At 43.5% G+C, this 20512-nt stretch carries 16 protein-coding genes and 1 pseudogene; 8 read left to right on the top strand and 9 right to left on the bottom strand.

What is annotated here, in order from left to right; all coding sequences use genetic code 11:
• Positions 1-23: 23 nt before the first annotated feature.
• On the bottom strand, positions 24-617 hold the full coding sequence (locus EKN16_RS23710) for a TetR/AcrR family transcriptional regulator (RefSeq protein ID WP_125662964.1): 594 nt from the start codon (positions 615-617) through the stop codon (positions 24-26).
• A 162-nt stretch (positions 618-779) separates the two neighbouring features.
• On the opposite strand from EKN16_RS23710, the gene EKN16_RS23705 reads away from it, so the two are divergent.
• From EKN16_RS23705 to EKN16_RS23695, 3 genes are all read left to right on the top strand, one after another.
• The gene (locus EKN16_RS23705; protein WP_125662962.1) at positions 780-1667 is read left to right on the top strand and encodes an ABC transporter ATP-binding protein; all 888 of its coding nucleotides are present in this window, start codon (positions 780-782) and stop codon (positions 1665-1667) included.
• Positions 1664-2473 carry an ABC transporter permease subunit gene (locus EKN16_RS23700; RefSeq protein WP_125662960.1) on the top strand — a complete coding sequence of 270 codons (810 nt, stop codon included), beginning with the start codon at positions 1664-1666 and terminating at the stop codon, positions 2471-2473. Before EKN16_RS23705 ends, EKN16_RS23700 begins: the two co-directional genes overlap by 4 nt.
• Positions 2474-2653: 180 nt before the next feature.
• On the top strand, positions 2654-3280 hold the full coding sequence (locus tag EKN16_RS23695; protein ID WP_125662958.1) for a hypothetical protein: 627 nt from the start codon (positions 2654-2656) through the stop codon (positions 3278-3280).
• An 8-nt stretch (positions 3281-3288) separates the two neighbouring features.
• On the opposite strand, the gene EKN16_RS23690 is transcribed toward EKN16_RS23695, so the two are convergent.
• Entirely contained in the window at positions 3289-4932 is a 1644-nt protein-coding gene (locus EKN16_RS23690; protein ID WP_125662956.1) for a thiamine pyrophosphate-binding protein, read from the bottom strand.
• Positions 4933-4949: 17 nt separating this feature from the next.
• Entirely contained in the window at positions 4950-7754 is a 2805-nt protein-coding gene (locus tag EKN16_RS23685; protein WP_125662954.1) for a bifunctional diguanylate cyclase/phosphodiesterase, read from the bottom strand.
• Between the two features lie 450 nt (positions 7755-8204).
• Between EKN16_RS23685 and EKN16_RS33210 the strand changes: the two are divergent.
• The 3 genes and pseudogenes from EKN16_RS33210 to EKN16_RS23665 form a co-directional block, all read left to right on the top strand.
• Positions 8205-8402 (top strand): annotated as a pseudogene (locus EKN16_RS33210) (phospho-N-acetylmuramoyl-pentapeptide-transferase); the annotation flags it as partial.
• Positions 8403-8535: 133 nt separating this feature from the next.
• On the top strand, positions 8536-11694 hold the full coding sequence (locus tag EKN16_RS23675; protein WP_125662952.1) for a hybrid sensor histidine kinase/response regulator: 3159 nt from the start codon (positions 8536-8538) through the stop codon (positions 11692-11694).
• 460 nt (positions 11695-12154) lie between these two features.
• On the top strand, positions 12155-12898 hold the full coding sequence (locus tag EKN16_RS23665) for an AIM24 family protein (RefSeq protein WP_125662950.1): 744 nt from the start codon (positions 12155-12157) through the stop codon (positions 12896-12898).
• 859 nt (positions 12899-13757) lie between these two features.
• On the opposite strand, the gene EKN16_RS23660 is transcribed toward EKN16_RS23665, so the two are convergent.
• Complete coding sequence (locus EKN16_RS23660; RefSeq protein ID WP_125662948.1) at positions 13758-15071, bottom strand: anti-phage deoxyguanosine triphosphatase; 1314 nt, start codon at positions 15069-15071, stop codon at positions 13758-13760.
• A 97-nt stretch (positions 15072-15168) separates the two neighbouring features.
• On the opposite strand from EKN16_RS23660, the gene EKN16_RS23655 reads away from it, so the two are divergent.
• Positions 15169-15732 (top strand): guanylate kinase, encoded by a 564-nt coding sequence (locus EKN16_RS23655; RefSeq protein ID WP_164522963.1) that lies wholly within the window; start codon positions 15169-15171, stop codon positions 15730-15732.
• Positions 15733-15916: 184 nt separating this feature from the next.
• On the opposite strand, the gene rlmH is transcribed toward EKN16_RS23655, so the two are convergent.
• The 3 genes from rlmH to EKN16_RS23640 form a co-directional block, all read right to left on the bottom strand.
• Complete coding sequence (gene rlmH / locus EKN16_RS23650) at positions 15917-16396, bottom strand: 23S rRNA (pseudouridine(1915)-N(3))-methyltransferase RlmH (protein ID WP_125662944.1); 480 nt, start codon at positions 16394-16396, stop codon at positions 15917-15919.
• A gap of 3 nt (positions 16397-16399) precedes the next feature.
• On the bottom strand, positions 16400-16567 hold the full coding sequence (locus tag EKN16_RS23645; RefSeq protein ID WP_125666595.1) for a CxxH/CxxC protein: 168 nt from the start codon (positions 16565-16567) through the stop codon (positions 16400-16402).
• Positions 16568-16950: 383 nt separating this feature from the next.
• Positions 16951-18360, bottom strand: a complete 1410-nt coding sequence (locus tag EKN16_RS23640) for a S1C family serine protease (protein ID WP_125662942.1) — start codon at positions 18358-18360, stop codon at positions 16951-16953.
• Between the two features lie 271 nt (positions 18361-18631).
• Between EKN16_RS23640 and EKN16_RS23635 the strand changes: the two genes are divergently transcribed.
• Positions 18632-18853: a hypothetical protein gene (locus tag EKN16_RS23635; protein WP_125666593.1), complete on the top strand. Its 222-nt coding sequence runs from the start codon at positions 18632-18634 to the stop codon at positions 18851-18853.
• Here the strand turns inward: EKN16_RS23635 and EKN16_RS23630 are convergent.
• Together EKN16_RS23630 and yycI are read right to left on the bottom strand one after the other, a co-directional pair.
• Positions 18822-19628, bottom strand: a complete 807-nt coding sequence (locus EKN16_RS23630) for an MBL fold metallo-hydrolase (protein WP_125662940.1) — start codon at positions 19626-19628, stop codon at positions 18822-18824. The genes EKN16_RS23635 and EKN16_RS23630 overlap by 32 nt on opposite strands.
• A gap of 97 nt (positions 19629-19725) precedes the next feature.
• Positions 19726-20493: a two-component system regulatory protein YycI gene (gene yycI / locus EKN16_RS23625; protein ID WP_125662938.1), complete on the bottom strand. Its 768-nt coding sequence runs from the start codon at positions 20491-20493 to the stop codon at positions 19726-19728.
• Positions 20494-20512: the final 19 nt, after the last annotated feature.

The raw sequence follows: 20512 nt of genomic DNA, 5'->3' as shown, positions 1-20512 counted from the left end.
TATCTTCAGTTTGCATAAGCAATTTACCTTTTCCCGCAAACACCGTAAAAGAACATATGGGCCATTCCTTCGAGAAAGTTATTCATGTCCTCGCTTTTCTGGGCCATTTCCAGTATCGTTTCATACTGATTCATATACAGTTGAATAAAGGCTAAGACGTTCTGGGTGGAGACATCGTCCGATATTTCGCCGCTGTCTTTACCTTCCTTAATAATCCGAACGGTCAATGGGATCGTTCTCTCCCTGTACTGCTCTTCGATATAACGGGATAGTTCATTATCTTCCATTAATAGTTCTTTAATAAGACCCGGTGGGAAATCCTTATAGGATTCTTTCTTCAGAAAAATGATATGCTCAATCTTTTCCTTTAACGAATGCCCTTCATTCATATATTCCTCGAAATCGCGGATGGCCTTGTCGAAGTAGTTTTTGAACACTTCGCGGAGCAGCGCCTCCTTGCTTCCGAAATAATTATAGATCGTAACCTGCGAAACTTTAGCCATCTTGGAAATATCGGCGATTCGAATCCTCTTGGGGTCCGATGTCCGCAGCATTTCCAAGGTGGTTTTCATGATTTTCTCTTTGATCAGGTTGGCTCTTTTCTCAAAACCATTCATTACCGTTCACCCTAACTCCATCGTTTATTTTATGTAATTAATGAACTATTCAAATAAATATATTTCATTAAATTGTTGACGACATTGTCGGCCGGGTATATTATAACATATGAAATATAGTAATCATAATATTTCATTTCCTCATTCTTGGAGGTGGCGACAATGTTGATCGTTGAACATTTAACAAAGACATTTTCAAACGGGAAAGGAATTTTCGATGTATCATTTTCGGTGAAGGAAGGCGAGGTTTTCGGCTTTCTGGGACCGAACGGAGCAGGCAAGTCTACGACGATTCGGCATATCATGGGCTTTATGAAGCCGGACAAAGGATATGTCAAGATAAATGGGCTGGATACCTGGAAGGAGCAGGGGAAAGCGCAATGCTGCGTCGGGTATCTGCCTGGAGAAATATCTTTTTTTGAAGGGATGACAGGTAAGACATTCCTGGATTTCATGGCTGATATGCAGGGAATGAAAGACCTGTCCAAGCGCGCAAGCTTAATCGACCGTCTGCAGTTCGACGTTCATACTCCCATCCGGAAAATGTCCAAAGGCATGAAGCAAAAGGTCGGGATCGTAGCCGCATTCATGCATGACCCTGATGTGATTATTCTGGATGAACCAACATCAGGTCTCGACCCCCTTATGCAGAAGGTGTTTATTGAAATTGTGCTGGAGGAGAAGGCGCGAGGGAAAACGTTTCTGATGTCATCACACAGCTTCTCAGAAATCGAGAGGACTTGCGACCGGGCTGCGATAATCAAGGACGGTGTCATCATTGCTGTTAAGGATATCCACGAGCTGCAGTCCATGCAGCGGAAGCTCTTCGAAGTCACCTTCGAAAACCAAACCGACGCGAAATCATTCATAGCTTCTGGTTTGCTTATTGAATCGCACGAAGGGGTTAGGGTGAGAGTTTCCGTTCAGGGTAATTACGATAAGTTTGTGGAAGAGACGGCCAAGTACAAGGTGCGCAATATCGATATTTTCACGCAAAACCTCGAAGATATATTCATGAATTATTATGATCGGAAGGGGACAATATCATGAATGTCACCTTATATAAACAGATGATGAAAGTGTACATGAAGAGCTTCATGAACTATGCATTCGGGTCTGCGTTCTATATCATGCTCATGTTTTGGCTATATCCCAGTATCGCTAAAAACACGAAAGCCATCGATGAGCTGGTTGGGTCCATGCCGGAAGGTGTGGGAAAAGCCTTTGGCCTCAATGGCTTTGGCAGTGCCGAGGCATTCATTTCGGGGGAATACTACGGATTAATTTTGGTTCTCATCCTCTCTATCGTATGCGTCCAGGTATCCACTCAGCTAATGGCCAGATTGGTGGATCAAGGCTCCATGGCCTATTTATTGTCCACCCCGACGACACGCGGGAAAGTCGCTTTCACGCAGGCAAGCGTTTTGACAACTGGACTATTCGTAATCATGGCGGTTACGACCATCGCCGGGTTTGTCGGAAACGCATGGTTTCTGGGAGACGATTATACATTTGATACATCCACATTCATTCAGATGAATGCTACCGCGTTCTTGCTCTTCTTTGCTGTTGGTGGCATCTCCTTCCTGGTGTCCTCTCTATCCAATGACGAGAAGAAGGCGCTCAGCATTTCCGGATTGATTACATTTGGGTTCTTCAGCTTGGATCTATTGGGTAAAATCAGCGAAAAAATCAATTGGCTAAGAAACATCTCCATCTTCTCCTTATATAGGCCAGGTGAAATTGTAAACGGAAATGCAGATTTGGGTGTCTCCTCTATCATTCTCTCGGTCATCGGATTGCTTTCATTTAGCCTAGCCATTATTCTATTTCGTAAACGCGACCTGCCTTTATAGCATCCGCGTATACGGTGCAAATGAATAAACTCCAAGTCCACAAGTGGCTTGGAGTTTTATTGTTTCACAATAGCCTTCCTGCTGCATTCTTCCTAAATTTACCGTATAATTATTCTGTATCCTCAGCTCAATGTTAACTTAAGATGTTATAAATTTATTATAATGGGGGTTTACTTATTAATGTCCAAAGAACTGGAAGAGAAACGGCATACAAAGGCAGAAGGAATGGACAAGCTTATTGATTCTTACGAAAAAGGAATCAGCAGCTCTGACATTTTCACTATCGTAAACCAAATTTTCAAATTTGATTTAGAAGCGATCCCTGCTTTATCTAACGCAACGGAAGGGACCTTAGAAGTCCTTTCATTAACACCGAGAGTGGCCCTTCATACATACTTGGAGCAGTGCGCAGACAAAGTAACAGGCGCAGAAATTCGTAAAATGATCAATCAAACTTTTGGTATTAATTTAGATGCCCTCTCTGCATTAGAAGGGGCAAGAATTTCTTTATATTCGAAAAGTCAGTGGATGCTTCAGCATGATGAGGACTTGTTCGTTGTTCATACCGGAATCGGAGATGTAGATGTGAAAATTTTTCAGACAACCTATTTTTCTGAGCAAACCGGCTTAGAAGAGCTGCCAAATGATTTAATACAAGCATTGATCCCATTGGGATACTACTATGACGCGGAAATAGGAAGTTACTATTTCTCCAACCCTACTGGCGACGCTGTTCCAGATGCCTTTAAGGGACAAACCATCATGGCTATAATAAAAGTCATTACTCATTCGTACTCTCATTTATGAGAGTACGATTATTTCCCAAAGGACGATAAAAATTTAACCCGATCGCCCATAGGAGGCGTATTGTTATCTGTTAGAGCTACCTCTAGAATGGCTGGCCCGTTCGAAGTCATTAATTTGTCTATGACGTCTTGATTGATATCGTCGAGACCGCTAATTCTATAACTTGGTATGCTCATAGCCTCCGCCATCTTAGCAATATTAATCGGTTCCTGTTCGAAAGAAGGAATTGTTCTCTTAAATTGCAACGAATGTCCGTGATAGACCATTCCTAGACGCGCATTATTCATCACAATGAATAAAATGGGTAAACGGTACTCCTTCGCCGTTAAGATTTCCATCCCGTGCATGAAGAAACAACCATCCCCTGTAATACATACGACAGGGCGATCAGGTTCGGCTAACTTTGAGCCTATTGCCGATCCAATCCCGCTTCCCATTGCTCCGAAATGGACGTTAATACCAAAGGAATCGGGAGTCAGAACCTTCATGTGATGAATGACATAGGACATAAATTCTCCAATATCAATCGTATATCGAGTGGTTGAAGGCAAATGTTTTTGAATATTTAGCAGGACATTTCTCGTGTTATATTCCTCAATATCTTCAACGGGATGTTCATTCTCCCCCAAGACAAGGTTCGCACTTCCCCTTGATAACCCCAGAACTCTTAATTCCTCGATAATCATTAACAAACTTAAATGGATATCGCCCAACACCGGGATATCCGTCTTATATTTCCGATCAAACACCGACTGGTCAAAGTCAAGTTGGACCGTGAAACGGCCTTTTGTAAGATTGGTATTATAATTGTTCGTAGCGGTTTCACCCAAACTTGAACCCACGATCAACAGGGCTTGGCTGGCACCTTCAGCAATAAGATCCGAGGCGGCTTTATGACCCGCAAAACCAAATATGCCTACAAGAAGCGGATGATTGTCTGGAATATAGCCTTTTGCTTGCGGAGTTGTGACGATCGGCCAATTCAGCATTTCTGCCAGCTCGATTAAGGAGTCAACGGAGCCTCTCACGCCTTGCCCGACAAGAATGCAGCCATCCTCCCTCTTTGATAACTCTCTGGCTGCCGTTTTTATTGTTTCAAGGTCAGGAATCATAAACTTTCTTTCAAGAAGAACCGGTATCTGAAAGTTATCGACTTTGGCGTGTTGAACGTCAATGGGGATCGCAATGTGAACAGGACCTGGCACGCCCGATACCGCGATTTGACTTGCTTTAATGACTTCGTGGAGTAGATCATTTGCTTCTTTTACGATGACGCTATATTTTGTAACGGAACGGAAGATTGGGGCAGCATCTAATTCTTGGGAAGCGTTTAATCCCATTGTATTCACAGGGACAGCACCGGTCAGAAATAAGACAGGTAAATGCTCACGCATGGCATTGGCTGCACCCGTGACTAGATTGGTTCCTCCCGGTCCGCTGCAGCCGATACAAACGCTTAGCTGACCTGAGTACTTTGCATAGGCAGCTGCCATGTAGGAGGCGGCTCCTTCATGCTTTGTTACAATCGGTTCTATCTCAGGCATATCATAAAGCTCATCAAAAAACGCATTAACAGAACCTGCCGGGATACCAAAAATATGCTTAACGCCATTTTCTTTTAGGAAATTCAATACTGAACGGGCTGCTCTCAAGATAAAGTCCTCCAATTCTAGAATCGATCGTTAATCATAAAATATTTTTCAGCTATATCTTCTGCCTTCATTGGGCGACTGAAGTAATAGCCTTGCATCAAATAACAGTTTCGATCAGATAGAAATTCTACATGTTGTCTTGTTTCAACACCTTCAGCAATGACACTAAGATTCAAATTTTGAGCCAACGTAATAATCGTGTTTGTAATTGCTGCATTATCATCATCTTCTGTAATATCTTGCAAAAAGGATTTATCAATTTTCAATGTATCAATCGGCAAATTTTTCAAGTAACCTAATGATGAATACCCTGTCCCAAAATCATCAATGGCTATTTTGATTCCCAACCCTTTTAATTCTTTCATCGTTTTTAAGGTTAAGTCCGTATTCTTGATAATTAAATTTTCCGTAAGCTCCAAATGCAAACATTCAGGTGAAAGGCCTACTGCCTCTAAGATGTTTTTTATCATTGAAAATAAATTATTCTGTTCAAACTGACGCACCGACAAATTAACCGACATACTGATTGATGGGTATCCTTTTTCCTGCCATTCCTTTAACTGCCTACATGACTCTTTAAGAACCCATTCACCTATAGGTACGATTAAAGCTGTTTCTTCCGCAATCGAAATAAATTGATCCGGCGCTATCATGCCTTTTTTCGGATGATTCCATCTTAGTAAAGCCTCTACTCCTACGATTTGTTTCGTTTTATAGTTAATTTGAGGCTGATAATGGATTACCAGTTCATCTTTATCCAAAGCTTTATATAAAGCATTTTCAAGTTTAACGGTTTCGAAAGTTCTTGTATCCATTCCCTGACTGAAGAAATGGTAGCTGTTTCCTGTAATCTCTTTGGATTTGTACATTGCGGTGTCCGCGTTTTTGATTAACGTTTCGGTCGTATCGCCATTATCAGGAAACAGGCTAATGCCAATGCTCGCCTTAATATAGATTTCATTTTCCAATAATTGAAAGGGTTCCGAGAATGAGTCCACGACAAGATGAACAACCTTTAATACTTCGGTCTCACTCTTGATATTGGGTAAATAGATCGTGAATTCATCTCCACCCTGCCTTGATACCGTCGCACCCTTCGGAACGCAATCACTCAACCGTTTCGCAACATCGCGTAACAAAAGATCACCAAAACTATGTCCTAAAGAATCGTTTATGAATTTGAAACGATCTAAATCCAAGTACAGAACCGCCAGTTTTTCACCATTTATTTGCGCTTGGGTCAATCCTTGATTGAGTCTGTCTTTCAAAAGAACCCGATTAGGCAAATCGGTTAAACTATCAAAATAAGCATGGTATTTGATTTCTGCCTCCATTTGCTTCCTTTGCGTTATATCTTTAAATGTGACAACTTCTCCTACAGTCTCTTCTCCCTCCCTTATGAAGGAGATGACAAATTCAACCGGAAAGCTGGAATTATCTTTTCTATAAAACTTTTCATCCTTATAATAATTATCCCAATCGTCATCCCTAGCAGCTGAGGCATAATCCTGACTCTTCATATCCATCCCGTTAAAAATAATGCTAGATGATTGTCCGATCAGTTCGCCCTTCGTTTCATAGCCCAACATCGAGGCACCAGCCGGATTGCAAAATGTAATCTTACGGTCAAGGTCTAATCCAAATATGCCTTCGCCCGCCGAATTGAGAATTAATTCCTTCTCCCTACTCAGCTGTTGCAATTCGGTCACGACTCTTTCAAGCTCTTTATTTTTTACCGTTATTTCCGATGTTCTCTCTTTGATAATAATCTCTTGCTTTTCTAAATATAATAAGTTGGACAATGTCGCGGCCGTGGCATCCACGATAGATTGCGCAAGCTGCATCGTAGCTACCGAATATACCAAATCCCCTTCTTCAAGATTAACAACCGGTATTACGCCCAATATCTCGCCCATTGATACTAAGGGAAGCATAAAAAGGCCGTTTATGCCAAAATTACGGCAAAGATCATGATTAGGTCTCTCATCCGCAAAGACATCCGGAATGAGGACGGCTTTTTTCGTTCTGATGACCTCTTGAAGCACGGCATCGTTGCTTTCGTCTATCGTTATCTTACTATGCGTCTTCATCCAGTCTTCTTCTGTCCAGTCACTATCCTTGCTTAACTTCGAAGGCCTAATTTCCCTTTTCGTGATGGGGTCTAACAAGTGAATGGCAATATTATAGTTATTCAATATCTTTCCCAAGTAAAAGAAGGATTTGTCCAGACTCTCCTGCATCGTCGAGCACATCGCCAAATCGCGAGTCACATCAAGCAAAAGCTGCTTTTCGGCAATGAGGTTCTCTTTATGAGTTAAATTATTTGCATTTTGTATCGCAACAGCCGCCATGTTCAAATAAGCCTCAACCGTTTGAATTTCCGACTCTGTCAAGTTCATCGCAATTCCATAATCAAATAAGAAAACAATACCAAATAACTCCTGCTCAAGAGAGATGGGAAGAGCTAATAAAGATTTAATTCGAAATCCTTCAACAGCTCTGGGATCCGGTCGATTATCCTTTGACGTATCAGGTATGTAGATTGTTTTTTTTGTTTCAATTACTTCTTTTGCCAATAAGTCCATTTCAGTATCAATGACATGCATATCCAGTGTCAATCCGTTAATGATCTCCGGTTTGCCTACAAACCCTCTGAACGTCCCATCCTCCTGCGGTAGATAGATACCTACAGAATCACATTGGACGATTTCTTCGGATATTGCCGTAGTCACATGAACCAATACTTCACGTAATTCTAGATTCGTATTTATCCATTTTGTTAAATTCGCAAGACGAGAATACCTCATTTGTTCTTTAAACATTAGCAGCCCCCCAATCTCGTAAGTGCTATCAAATTGACCTCTCTGTATGAATCAAACGATTCTGAATAATAACGATATTCTACAAAATTCTACAGCGGGTCCCGATTTCCCTTCATGACAATGAATTATTCTTGACAACCATACCCAGTATGCGTCTCACACTTACAACACGCGACAAACCAAACTTAAACAGCGCGCTCCGAGAGTACCGGCACACGCTGTCAGCTTAGCTTTTTTGCATTGCCGATTATTTTAAATTCTAGTAAAATATTGGAATAGTATGTTCTTTTTAATAGGGTATGACATATTCCCATTTCCCGAGCACAAGGAATATTTGTCCACTCAATGGAAGTATAATATAACTAAATGATATCGTTAAGGGAGAACCAATCCAATGGAGACCTCATTACTTCGTGCATTTTGTATTTCGTTTCTGCTTGTTACTATGTTCTAGCGGAGCAATTATCCGTCATCTTGCAGGTTTGGTATTATAAGAAAACCAAATTAAGAATATTTCGAATGGCTCCTATTCATTATCACTTTAGTTTAAAATATGGCTGGAGTGAGAATAAAATCGTGATGATTTTCGGATTTATATCTTGGCTATCAGCATTTATTTCTTGGACTATTTGGAAATACATATTATAACGTAACAAATGACCGGAGAAAGCAAACAGCTTTTCCGGTCATTTCGTATATTGGCTATATCCTTTAGGGACATCGGCAAGGGCGGGCGGCCTTGAGAAGAAAGTATAGGCTAATAAAGGAATAAACGCTATTTATGTCGAATTTCTTTTGTATGATGATGCGAATAAAAAATAAAACCACCCTAAAATATATTGCAACAATTTTATTATTTCTTAGCGTTCTCCTCGGCCTGCGATGGGCTTGGTCCGAAGTATTTTCCACATCGGAGCACCCCAGTGCTGTCAATGGTGTACTCGACATGCACGGTTGGGACCTAGAAAAATCTCCCACATTACCTTTGGATGGCCAATGGCAATTCTACCCTGCTAAACTAGCCTCTCATCAGGATGCGCAGTTGGCGGAGAACCAATCCCGTTATATACAAGTTCCGGGAGACTGGAGCAGCGTTCTAAACAGTGGTTCGGGTTCCTCCTATGGGTACGGAACGTATCGGCTGCGCATTCTAATCGATCCACTGGAGCAGCCTATCGCATTCTGGCTTCAAGGCATACAAGCCTCATCTGCCGTGGAAATAAACGGGCTGACTGAAGGCGCTATCGGCAAACCTGCCGTAAACGCTACTACGTACAAACCCAAGAATATCTCCTACACAGCTTCCTATGCTGCAAAAGGGGTGACAGAGATTGTATTGCTTATTCGAGTGGCCAACTTCGACGATCCTTATAACGGCGGTATCCTGCGCTCCATTCGCTTTGGCTCTCAGGCAGCGATTGACCACGTGCGTTGGTACTCCATCGGATTTCAACTGGTTACGTTTATCATTTTGCTGCTTCACGGTTTGTATGCTTGTATCCTCTACTTATTTAATCCTCGAGAACGGGCTTTGTTCATTGTCGCTCTGTTAACGCTAGCGGTCGGAGTATCGGTTGTGGCCGGTCACGATAACCTGCTCTTGCTGTGGCTGCCGATCAATTACACATGGGCGCTGAAGATCACACTGCTCTCTCTCCTGTGGCAATCCTTTTTTATTCTTCTTGTTTTCAGAAGATTCTCTTCGGCACCTCCAAAGAATGGATGGTTGCGCGTATACTCCGTAGCACTCGTTTCTTATTCGGGATTCATTCTCACTGCAACCGCTCCACTGGTGAATGGATCGGTCGATCTAGGGATATTTCTTTTTTTCTATTTAATACCCATTGCTTGGTTTGTTTATACAATAGGAACAATGATCTTCAGGCAGCAAGCCGACAACGACGTCGTCTTCTTGCTTCTATCCGCAGCCGGCATTATGTCAAGCTTTCTCTGGAGTTTATGGATTTCTCTTAGAGGGGTTACCAGCGTTTACTATCCAATCGATATCATTGCAGCCATTATTGGCTTCTCAACTTATTGGTTCAAGAAATACTTCCGTCATTCCAGGGAGAACGCCAAGCTAAACGAGCAGTTAAAAAAAGCCGACAAGCTTAAAGATCAATTTCTCGCCAATACGTCACATGAACTGCGAACACCGCTGCACGGTATTATGAATATCGCTCAGACCGTTGTAACCAAAGAGAAAGAGAAGTTGAATGAGAGCAGCCTTAAGGATATGGAACTGCTTATAACAATAAGTCACCGCATGTCTCATATGCTTGGTGATCTTCTTGATGTCGCACGTCTCCAGGAGCATCGCATTGTTCTGCAGCAGGAGCCCTTACAGATTCAATCGATCGTTCCAGGCGTAATCGGCATGCTTAAATTTATGATTGTGGGCAAGCCAATCCGACTGAGTATGGATATTGCGGGGTCGTTGCCGCCGGTAATGGCCGATGAGAAAAGACTCGTGCAAATTTTGTATAACTTATTGCATAACGCCCTCAAATACACGGAAGAAGGAACAGTCTCAATTGCCGCCGAGACGCGGGATGGGCATGCTTACATCCATGTCTCCGACACCGGGGTCGGCATGAATGAGGACACACAGGCACGCGTGTTTCTCCCTTATGAACAAGGGCCTTATGGCGTAAGCGACGGGAGAGGAATCGGACTTGGTCTAAGCATTTGCAAGCAGTTGGTAGAATTGCATGGCGGTACATTAACAGTTCGCTCCGAACTGGGTAAGGGCTCCGTATTCCGTTTTGATCTACCGTTAGCGAACGTTTCGAATCTCCCATTGTCGCAGCGCCCTCTTCATCTCCACCAGATAAGGGACGGAACTGATGAAGGTCGCGCCGGATTAATTTTTGGGAACACCACAATCGGCGAATTGGCAGCCTCTGTAGTTATCCCGCCGCTATTGAATGATGGGAAGGTGAATATTCTTGCCGTTGATGACGACCCAGTTAACCTGAATGTGCTCGTTGGAATCCTCTCGACGGAGCCATATAACATCACAACAGCCAATTCAGCCCGTGAGGTGTTGGAATTACTAAGCACGGGGCAGTGGGATCTACTGATTGCCGATGTCATGATGCCACACATGTCCGGCTACGAGCTGACGCAGAAAGTAAGGGAGCGTTACTCCGCATCAGAGCTTCCGATCTTGCTGCTGACCGCGCGTAGTCAGCCTGTTGACATCTACACCGGATTCTCGTCGGGAGCCAACGATTATGTGACCAAGCCTGTAGACGCTCTGGAACTTAAATATCGAATCAGAGCGTTGACTACGCTGAAGCAATCCATAAATGATCGTTTACGCATGGAAGCCGCCTACCTTCAGGCACAAATTCATCCTCATTTTCTTTTTAATACGCTTAATTCAATTATGGCACTTAGTCATATAGACACGGAAAAGATGCGAAATCTGGGCGATGCTTTTGCATCTTTTTTACGGATCAGCTTTGATTTTCTAAATACGGGGGAACTGGTCGAGCTTTCCCACGAACTGGAGCTTGCAGAAGCCTATTTATATATTGAAAAAGTCCGGTTTGAAGACAGATTGTCTATCGTATGGGAAGTTGAACCCAACATCACCTTGCTTCTTCCTCCGCTTTCCATACAGCCACTGATTGAAAATGCTGTCAAGCATGGCCTCCTTAGTCAGAGCAGAGGCGGTACGGTTCATATTCGGATTACTCGCCAGGATAGCTCCACGCTTATTGAAGTAAAAGATAATGGCAAGGGTATGGAACAAGAAAAGGTAATTCAACTGTTGAGTCCAACAATGAAGGGAAAGGGCGGAATTGGACTTTCCAATACGAATCGACGATTGACACAATTATACGGTCAAGGCTTGTCTATTTTCAGTAAGCCTAATCAAGGAACAACCGTTTCATTTGTCATTCCGAATAACCATAGTAAGCAGAATATTTGACATAGGTTGAGACGAAATCCAATGTTACATGTACCATTCAATTATTGGAGCGGATGTAGAATAGCTGGAACCCTATTTAATAGTCCCTATCCTTTTCAAGTCAGGGACTATTTCTGGCTATGTGCAACTTCTTCGTCTGTTGTACTTTCATGTTATATTCATAGTGCGAGACTAAGCACCGTTCCCGTAAACATCCTCAGAACCTTCTCCCAACAAATAAGGTTATCCTTGTCTAAAGTTTTTCAGAAATAACTCTTTGCACGGTTTTGTAAAGTCTATCCGGCTCAATGGGCTTCACGATGTAGTCATAGGCATAAACATCGAATGCAGACGATGCATATTCTTTATGGGATGTAACAACAAAAGCAAGGATATCGACCTTTCTTGTCGAATTCCTATGTCTTGAAGGGATTTTTTTACATCTTTACGATAATAACTGCCACAAGAGGAGTGTATCATTATGGCTTTCACGATAAGTAATCTGAAAGATAACGATAATGTTGTGATTAAGGAACAACTTGGCGGATTTACGGTAATCGAGTATAAGGAGGATTTAAGCAGTACAACATTGTCGGAGGCACAATCAAACTTCTTCATGAGTAAGAGCAACATGCGCAATAAGCAGCTTATGATCGAACTAAACAACAGTGAGGTTATGCTGGGCGCAGGTGCCATGCAGTATATGATTGGTAATATTGAAATGACCTCAGGTGTTAAAGGTGTTGGTGGTTTGATGAGAAATCTGGTATCCAGTGCGGTGACCGGGACCAGTGCAATCAAACCTCTCTACAAAGGTACCGGAACGATTTTGCTGGAAACCACCTATAAATATCTATGGTTAATTGATGTTGACAACGACCATATTGTACTTGATGATGGCATGTTCTTAGCTTGCGAGACGACGCTGGACATCGCAGTCACTGCGCGTAAGAGCATCTCCTCTGCCGTACTCGGTGGTGAAGGCCTTTTTAATCTAAGTGCCAAAGGGAAAGGCATCCTAGCACTGGAAGCGCCCATTCCTGTCGAAGAAGCTGTCGTAGTCGACTTGCAGAATGATGTGCTGAAGGTCGATGGAAACTTTGCGTTAATGTGGTCGAATTCACTGGACTTCACCGTCGAGAAATCCGGAAAAACCCGAATGGGCTCTGCGGCTTCAGGCGAGGGGCTGGTCAATGTTTATCGGGAACAGGCATGGTATGGTTAGCACCACTAATTCAATACAAAAGTGGTCCGCTGCCAACTAAGACCGCGCACTAATATATACAAACAACAAAAAAGTGTGTAACTTTATGTCGCAACAACATTCCATGTCTGAACCGTCTCGTTTTTCTAAACTTTTTGCGACCCTCCAAATGGTATCCTTACAAAATGCGGGGATTTCCAAGTTTTTTGTCCTTTCCAGTCTCGCGGTTTTCCAATCGTCTCCTCTCTGATTTTTGAGGGGAAGAACGGGTTCTGTTTGCTAGGAAACCATCGCGGCATATCCGGATAAGGCAAGGGTTTAAATCTATTTCCTTCATAGGGCTAGCCTCCATTCAGGTCTTACAATCGATATTGGATCTATTGCCTAGAAAGGTTCAATTTGGTGACAAAAAACTTGTGGTTTATTTATAGACATGTCTATCACACGTAAATCGAGATCATATGTGTTACTTTTCAGCTTAACGAGGATATCGGCGAAGAATCTTCATTTTAATTGGAATATATGAAAAGCCGCCAATAGGTGTTGGCGGCTTAAGCTGAAAATTCACTTTAACATTTCAGGAAAATGTCTCCCTGCAAATCCAATACCCTCAGCAAGGGTGCTACGTTTTCATTCGAGAAAACCATCAAAGCATTCCACTACCAAAAATAATTTTCGCCTTTACTTATGATAAGGCTCACCGTATCACTCAAAAAACGGCGAAAATAGTATTGACTAAGAATTATATAGTTACCCCTGATATTAGCCTATTCCTTGTGAAGCTCTTCATTTAATTACCGTTTCGTCGAGTTGAGCTACTATCACTCTTTAAATAATTTAATAGGCTCTATCAAGTCAGACACTCGGCAGAGCCTATTATTCAAATGTCGAACAACTTGCCGCCAGTTGCTTCAAATAACCTTGAGTACATTTTTAGCGCATAGTTATCTGTCATACCAGCAATGTAGTCGCAAACTAACCTTGCATTGTGGCTGTCGGAGGATGTACTCCACCAGCATTTCTCATCCTCTGGAAGTAGTTTTTTGTCGTTTATCATGGCTTCAAACAATTTCTCTATTATCCTACCGCCACGCCATTCAAAGGTCTGAACCCTTTGAGACATAATAACATGTTCTAATACAAGCTTCTTCAAATCTTCAAGGAACCCAATAGTAGCCGAGGGCATCACTGCTTTAAACCGAAGCCTTTTAGACGAGAGGCCAGGCATTTTTTCTTCTACTGTTATATCATTGATAAATCCCGAAACCAGATCAGCGAATAATTGTTTGACTCTATATTTTTCATCATCATTGTCTGAGAGAAATCTATCTATTGCCGCGGTAATCCTATCTGAAGTTTTGCCTTTATGACTCTCAAGCACCCCACGAAGATGCTTTTGCTCAATAAGATTTAATTTCAGAGAATCCTCCAAGTCATATGTTGCATATGCAATATCGTCTGCAAACTCAATAATTGAACACTCTAGTGTTTTGTTTAAAGTTTTAAGATGTTTTCCATCTTCAGTATCTGACGTTTTTAGTAGATATTTTTGTTCATCTGGTGTAAATTCATGAATAACCCACTTAAACATAGCCTCATCTTCATCGAAAACACTACTTTTGGGTGGCTTATCAAGAACATTAATATTATTTATGTCTTTCATAACAGCCGGGTATTTCAAAATAGACAGCAACGATGCCCTAGTTAAATCGAGTCCAATCCCCCTCGAACCTTCTAAGTGGGTTAATAATCGAAAAGTATGCGCATTTCCTTCAAAATTAAGATCTAATCTCCTCATGCATTTGTTAAGCGCTCGCTCTCCTTGATGTCCAAAAGGCGGATGCCCTAAGTCATGCGCGAGTGCTGCTGCCTCCACGAGGGAAGTATCAATCTTATCCTCTGTATCCTTTAAGAAAATATCTTTATCATTTAATGAAGTTGCTATTCCACGCGCAATTTGGGCAACTTCTAAGGAATGAGTTAATCTGGTTCTGTGAAAATCCCCTTCACTAACTGCTATTACTTGTGTTTTAGCCTGTAATCGACGGAAGGCAGCTGAATGAATGATTCTACCATAGTCTCTTTCGAAGTCATCGCGTACAGAAACCCGTTGCTTTGCATTTTCCGAATCAATCTTTCGCTTAATATCAAATTCATTGTACAATAAATTTTGTAGGGCTTTGTGAAGAATCATATTTACCCCCTGTTACCTATATTTTGTTTATATATTTTCAAATTACTTAACTGAGAAATTATACCATACATATATAATAGGAAGTGAGGAGTTTTTTGTGGGAATAATTTTTGCGCTTTATGGTCCATCTAGCTCAGGAAAAACTGAGATTCAAAAGCATATTACTTGCAGTAATCTCCCTAGGATCATTACGGCGACAACTCGCGCTCCAAGAAATAAAGAAATAGACGGCACGCATTACATTTTCATGGACAATAGCGAATTTCAAAATCAGATTCTGAACAACCGTTTTATCGAATGGACTGAGTATAACAATGAACTTTATGGCACGTTAAAATCAAGCATAGAAAAGTTAGTAGCTGAAAACAAATGTAATAGTATTATTTTAGACCTTGCTGGGATCCTTTCCCTAAAACAACTACACCAAAATGTCTTTGCAATTTTTATTGGTGCAAATATTGAAAGTATTGAGAGAAGACTTCAAATAAGAGATAATACAAGTGAAGAGTTAGAACAAAGGATATTAAGGGCAAAAGAAATCGAATTAAGTGAAGAGTATCTTCAAGTAGCAGATGCTATAGTGTGGAATAACGACGGCACTGATTTTTCTGAAACTCTGGAGAAGGTTAAGAAAATAATAACAAATGCCCGCACTAACTAAACATTTTATAAGCACGTTTTTTTATTATTGATACTTCTACATCAAGATTATTCCATATAAAACATCAATAAATGTAACAAGCAGACTACCTTATTAGGCAGTCTGCTTGTTACATTTAAGCTTACTTTGGATAGGTCTAAAGCAGGAGCGTGTTCGTTAAGCTGCTACTGTGAAAAACTTTCGCCTACTTATGATACGGTTCCCCCCGATTTATCTTCACCGCCCGATAAATCTGCTCCACCAGCACCAGCCGCATCAGCTGGTGCGGCAAGGTCATGCGCCCGAAGCTCAGCTTCTGCTGGGCGCGCTTCAACACAGCGGGCGCGAGACCGTTGCTCCCGCCAATAACAAAAGCCACGTGGCTTCGCCCATACGTGGCTAATCGATCGAGCTGGCCCGCGAGATCCTCGCTTGACCATAGCTCCCCATCCAACGCAAGCGCAACGACATGCGCTTCCGGCTTAATCTGCGCGAGCAGCCGCTCACCCTCGCGCTCGCGAACAATGGCTTCCTCGGCTGCGCTCATCGTCTCGGGCGCCCGCTCATCAGGCACCTCCGTGAGCACGAGCTTCACGTAAGGCCCCAGACGCTTCGCGTATTCGGCGATGCCGAGCACAAGATACTTCTCCTTCAGCTTCCCAACCGCCGCAATCTGAATCAGCATCTGCTACACCACCAAATACTCGGCAATGTTGCTGCACATATCGCAGGTCGCCGGCGCTTCCCAATCCGTGAACTTCGTCGTAATCAAGCTTACGATATCCGGCGCATCCTCATAATCATCTACGAACTTATCAATCGCCAGCTCTACATGTTCTTTACATACACAATACATCTGTCCAATTCCCCCAACTGTCATCGAATTCGGTCATGCAAGGCTTTGTCCATGCCCCTTCGTCATCCGGCCAAACACACGAAAGGGACCAACTCTGCAGCATAACCCGCCGCTCACGCACAGGCCTTCTACATAGAGCTGATCCACTTCGCTCCTATCTCTTAGTCTTCCATTTTAGCGTCCCGCTTAAACACGCTATTCTTCTAGAATCCATCCCAAGCTTTACCGCTCTTTATGGCTCTTTATAGCTCTTTATAGCTCTTTATAGCTCTTTATAGCTCTTTATAGCTCTTTTCAGCTCTTTTCAGCTCTATTCATCGGCTCTCTTCAGCCTTCTTCTCACACACGATCCTTCGCTTTACACGGCTGCACATCTATCCAACCTAATCGTCCTTCTTCTCACCCAGCGTGAACGAAGTCGTCTCCTTCTTCCCATCCCGGTAAAAGGTAACTTCGATGTCATCGCCAATCTGTTTCTTCCCGTATAAGTACTTGCGAAGATCCATCGTACTGCTGATCGGCTGCTTATCCAGCTTCACGATAATATCGTTGAATTTCAGACCCGCTTCATCGGCTGGTCCAGTTGCCTGTAGGACGATAACACCTTGATGGACGTCATCGGGCAGCTTCAAATCTCCGTGCGGCGGCACCAAGTCATCGCCACTAGCTGCTGTGCCATCCCCTGAACCCGAAGAATCCGACTTATCGCCGGTCGTTCCATCCGTCGAACCCTTATCACCAGTCGCTGCATCGCCTGAAGGATTGGTTCCACCCTTAGCTCCTGCAGCCTGCTGGGCTAAGTACTGATCCAGATCCATCGTATAGACACCTAGATAAGGACGCTTTACTTTGCCATATTCCAGCAAGCTCTGTATGATTGGCATCGCAATATGAGAAGGGATAGCAAACCCAACACCCTCAACGCCGTACTCGGCAACCTTCATACTATTAATCCCAACTACATTGCCGTCCAGATCAATCAATGGACCGCCGCTGTTGCCTTGATTAATGGAAGCATCAATCTGAATAACCTCTTGCTCCCAGTCGTATACGCCATCTTGGCTAAGCGATACCGGAATAATTCGTTTTGTCTTACTCACAATGCCCATCGATAAGGAGTCGCTAAGGCCAAGGGGATTCCCGATCGCCATTACCCATTGTCCAGCACGAAGATTATCCGACTCGCCAAAGCTCACCACCGTGTCAATGCCTTTGTCGTCAATCTCCAGAACAGCCAGATCCGTAATCGCATCCGAACCTATAATCTTCGCATCACGAGTCTCACCATTGCTCAGAACCGCTTTAACCGCTACCGCATCCGCGATAACATGATTATTCGTAATGATAAGCGCTTTGCCTTTCACCTTCTCGAAAATAAACCCCGAGCCAAGTGCGGCTTCCTGCAATCCCGAACCATCACCAGCTTTAGCCGAGTCAGAGCCTGCATCCGTTCCAGTAGACACTGCTTGCTCATTAATAATGCTCACGACCGCTGGTCTCACCTTAGCCGCTGCAGAGATCGTTTTTTCCAGTGGATCACCCGATTGCACCGAAGTATGAATGGCAGGACTAGCTGCTGTGGTCTGGGAACCGCCTGGATGAAATCCAGTGATAAGGCCGAAGACCAGCATCGCCGCGAGTGAGCTTGCCACTGACGATGTTAACGCTATACGGGTAGAGGTCCAGCCTCGTCCGCTCTTTCTCCCGAAGGAAACCTGCTTTCCGGCACGATTTTCGAACCGGGTACGACGAGATACGCGCGTAGAATAGAAATCGTCATCGAACAAGCTCATCTATAATCTCTCCTCTCGATGTCCACCCATCAAGATAGTTTTTTTTACAAATCTAGGAATGATATCGGAAGAATTGTCTACAATAGTAATAGAGACTAGAGTCACCGAATGAGAGAGTCACCACATTCTCGAATTCTTGCATAAACCTTACACAAACGTACAACTAGCTCGCTAATAACTATAGCACGAATGGAAGCTCTATAGGTGGCTAAATGGTCTGTCTACCGACTTTATTTTTGAATCCCAATTAGGAAAAAGGAGCGAATGAATGATGTCTCAACAAGCATCCTCTGTACGTGATCATTTGAATCTTGTAGCTAAGCTAGCCGATCTTAAGGAGGATCACTATCGTATCCTGCTGACCTTAAGTGCAGTCACGGAGCTGCTGATTGATAAAGGTCTTATTACCCGTCAAGAGCTAGAGTTGAAAACCGCTGCACTCGATACGGAGCTCGATGACCTTATCGTCGCTTCACTTCATCCCATGGGGTAGGCCGATCATGATAAGTCTCCCTTAGTGGAAACTCGTCCTTTTTAAAGAAAAATCCGTTGCTCTCTAATATGCTATTCACCGTAAGCTTGGCCAAATCCATTTGATTATGATCAAGGCTCAAATGAGCCAGATAGACTCGCTTCGTGCGATCCGTCAGCAGCTGGCATAACGCTTCGCCTGCCGCTTCATTAGATAAATGCCCGATGTCGCTCAGTATCCGCCGCTTAATATTCCATGGATACCGTCCCATACGCAGCATCTCTACATCATGATTGGACTCCAGTACAAGGACATCCGAATCCTCAATCATCCGCCTTACCTTATCGCTTACATAACCAAGATCGGTAGCCAAGCTAAGCTTCACGCCATCTTCGTCGAAAACATACCCAACCGGCTCAGCCGCATCATGCGAGATCGCATAAGAGGTTGTCCGCAGTGAGCCAAACGTAAGCTCCTCACCGGTCTCCATGATGACCCGCTTCTCTGGAGCGATTGTCCCGACATGACGTTCAAGTGCGCCCCACGTGGCTTCATTCGCATAGATCGGCAGATCGAACTTCCGTGCAAAGGCTCCTAAGCCTTTAATATGATCCGAATGCTCATGCGTAACGACGATGGCATCCACATGATGGCCTGCCACTCCTCGTTCGCGCATGAGCTCTTCAAGTTTCTTCGCGCTTAACCCTACATCTACCAGTACCGTCGCGCTATCACTCTGCACGATCGTCGCATTCCCCGTCGACCCACTGGCTAATACCGTAAATCGCAGTCCCATGTTCCTTCAAACCTGTCCTTTCCCCTGCCCGTAAGAAGATACTGATTCCCCCTCCCATAAGGGTGAATCAGTATCTTTCCTACACGAACACTCCAACTTACTCTGTCACGACTTCTCCGCTGATCGCATTTACGTAATAAATACCGCCATCCTCGAGCATGACACGCCAAGAAGGAGCAGACACCTGCGTCTCTGAATTAGCAAAATTGGGCCCATGATACCCAAGCTTAATATCTTTAATAATAGCACCGTTCTTCAGATACTGCCCCTCAACCAGTCGTTGCAAAATACTTACTGACGGGAGCACAGACTGTAACGGCGAACCCTGTGAATTGACAAACTCGATCACATCCTGCCGATAAGCAACAATCTTCTGATTGTTATAATACAGCTCCAGCTTCACATCAAAGATGGGCTTCTGCTTGTTCGTTCGATAGAGAATGTACACCCCTTCATAAGCGGCATCAAGCTTAAACTTGCTTAGATCAGGAACATAAGCAGAGTCGAATGCATACAGATTTAGATCAGGAATAACAGCACTCAAGCCTGCTAGCAATTCACCCGCATTGAAGACGATTTTCGTCTCTACCGGCTGCTTCAGCTTAATAATCTCACCTTGACCAAGCTTCGTCTTCGACCGAAAAGTTAGATCACCAAGCTCCGGTGTCTCCGAAGGAATGCTCGTACCCGGTGCCAGCTTGATCCCTTTATCCTGCATCAATCTAATCGTATCTACCGGCAGATCATTCATATCTCCGCTTGTGCTCAGTCCTTCACGGATGCTGGACCAGAGCTGATAGCCAAGCAGAAGATTCAGCAGTAAGAAAGAAAAAATCAGCACACTCTTCGCTCTGCCCCAGTCCACCCGTTCATCCCCTCAACAT

Origin of the sequence: Paenibacillus baekrokdamisoli (assembly GCF_003945345.1) — a bacterium.
Taxonomy (GTDB): domain Bacteria; phylum Bacillota; class Bacilli; order Paenibacillales; family Paenibacillaceae; genus Paenibacillus_Z; species Paenibacillus_Z baekrokdamisoli.
Note: the sequence above shows the minus strand (reverse complement) of the source record. Positions and strands in the feature narration are given on the sequence as shown.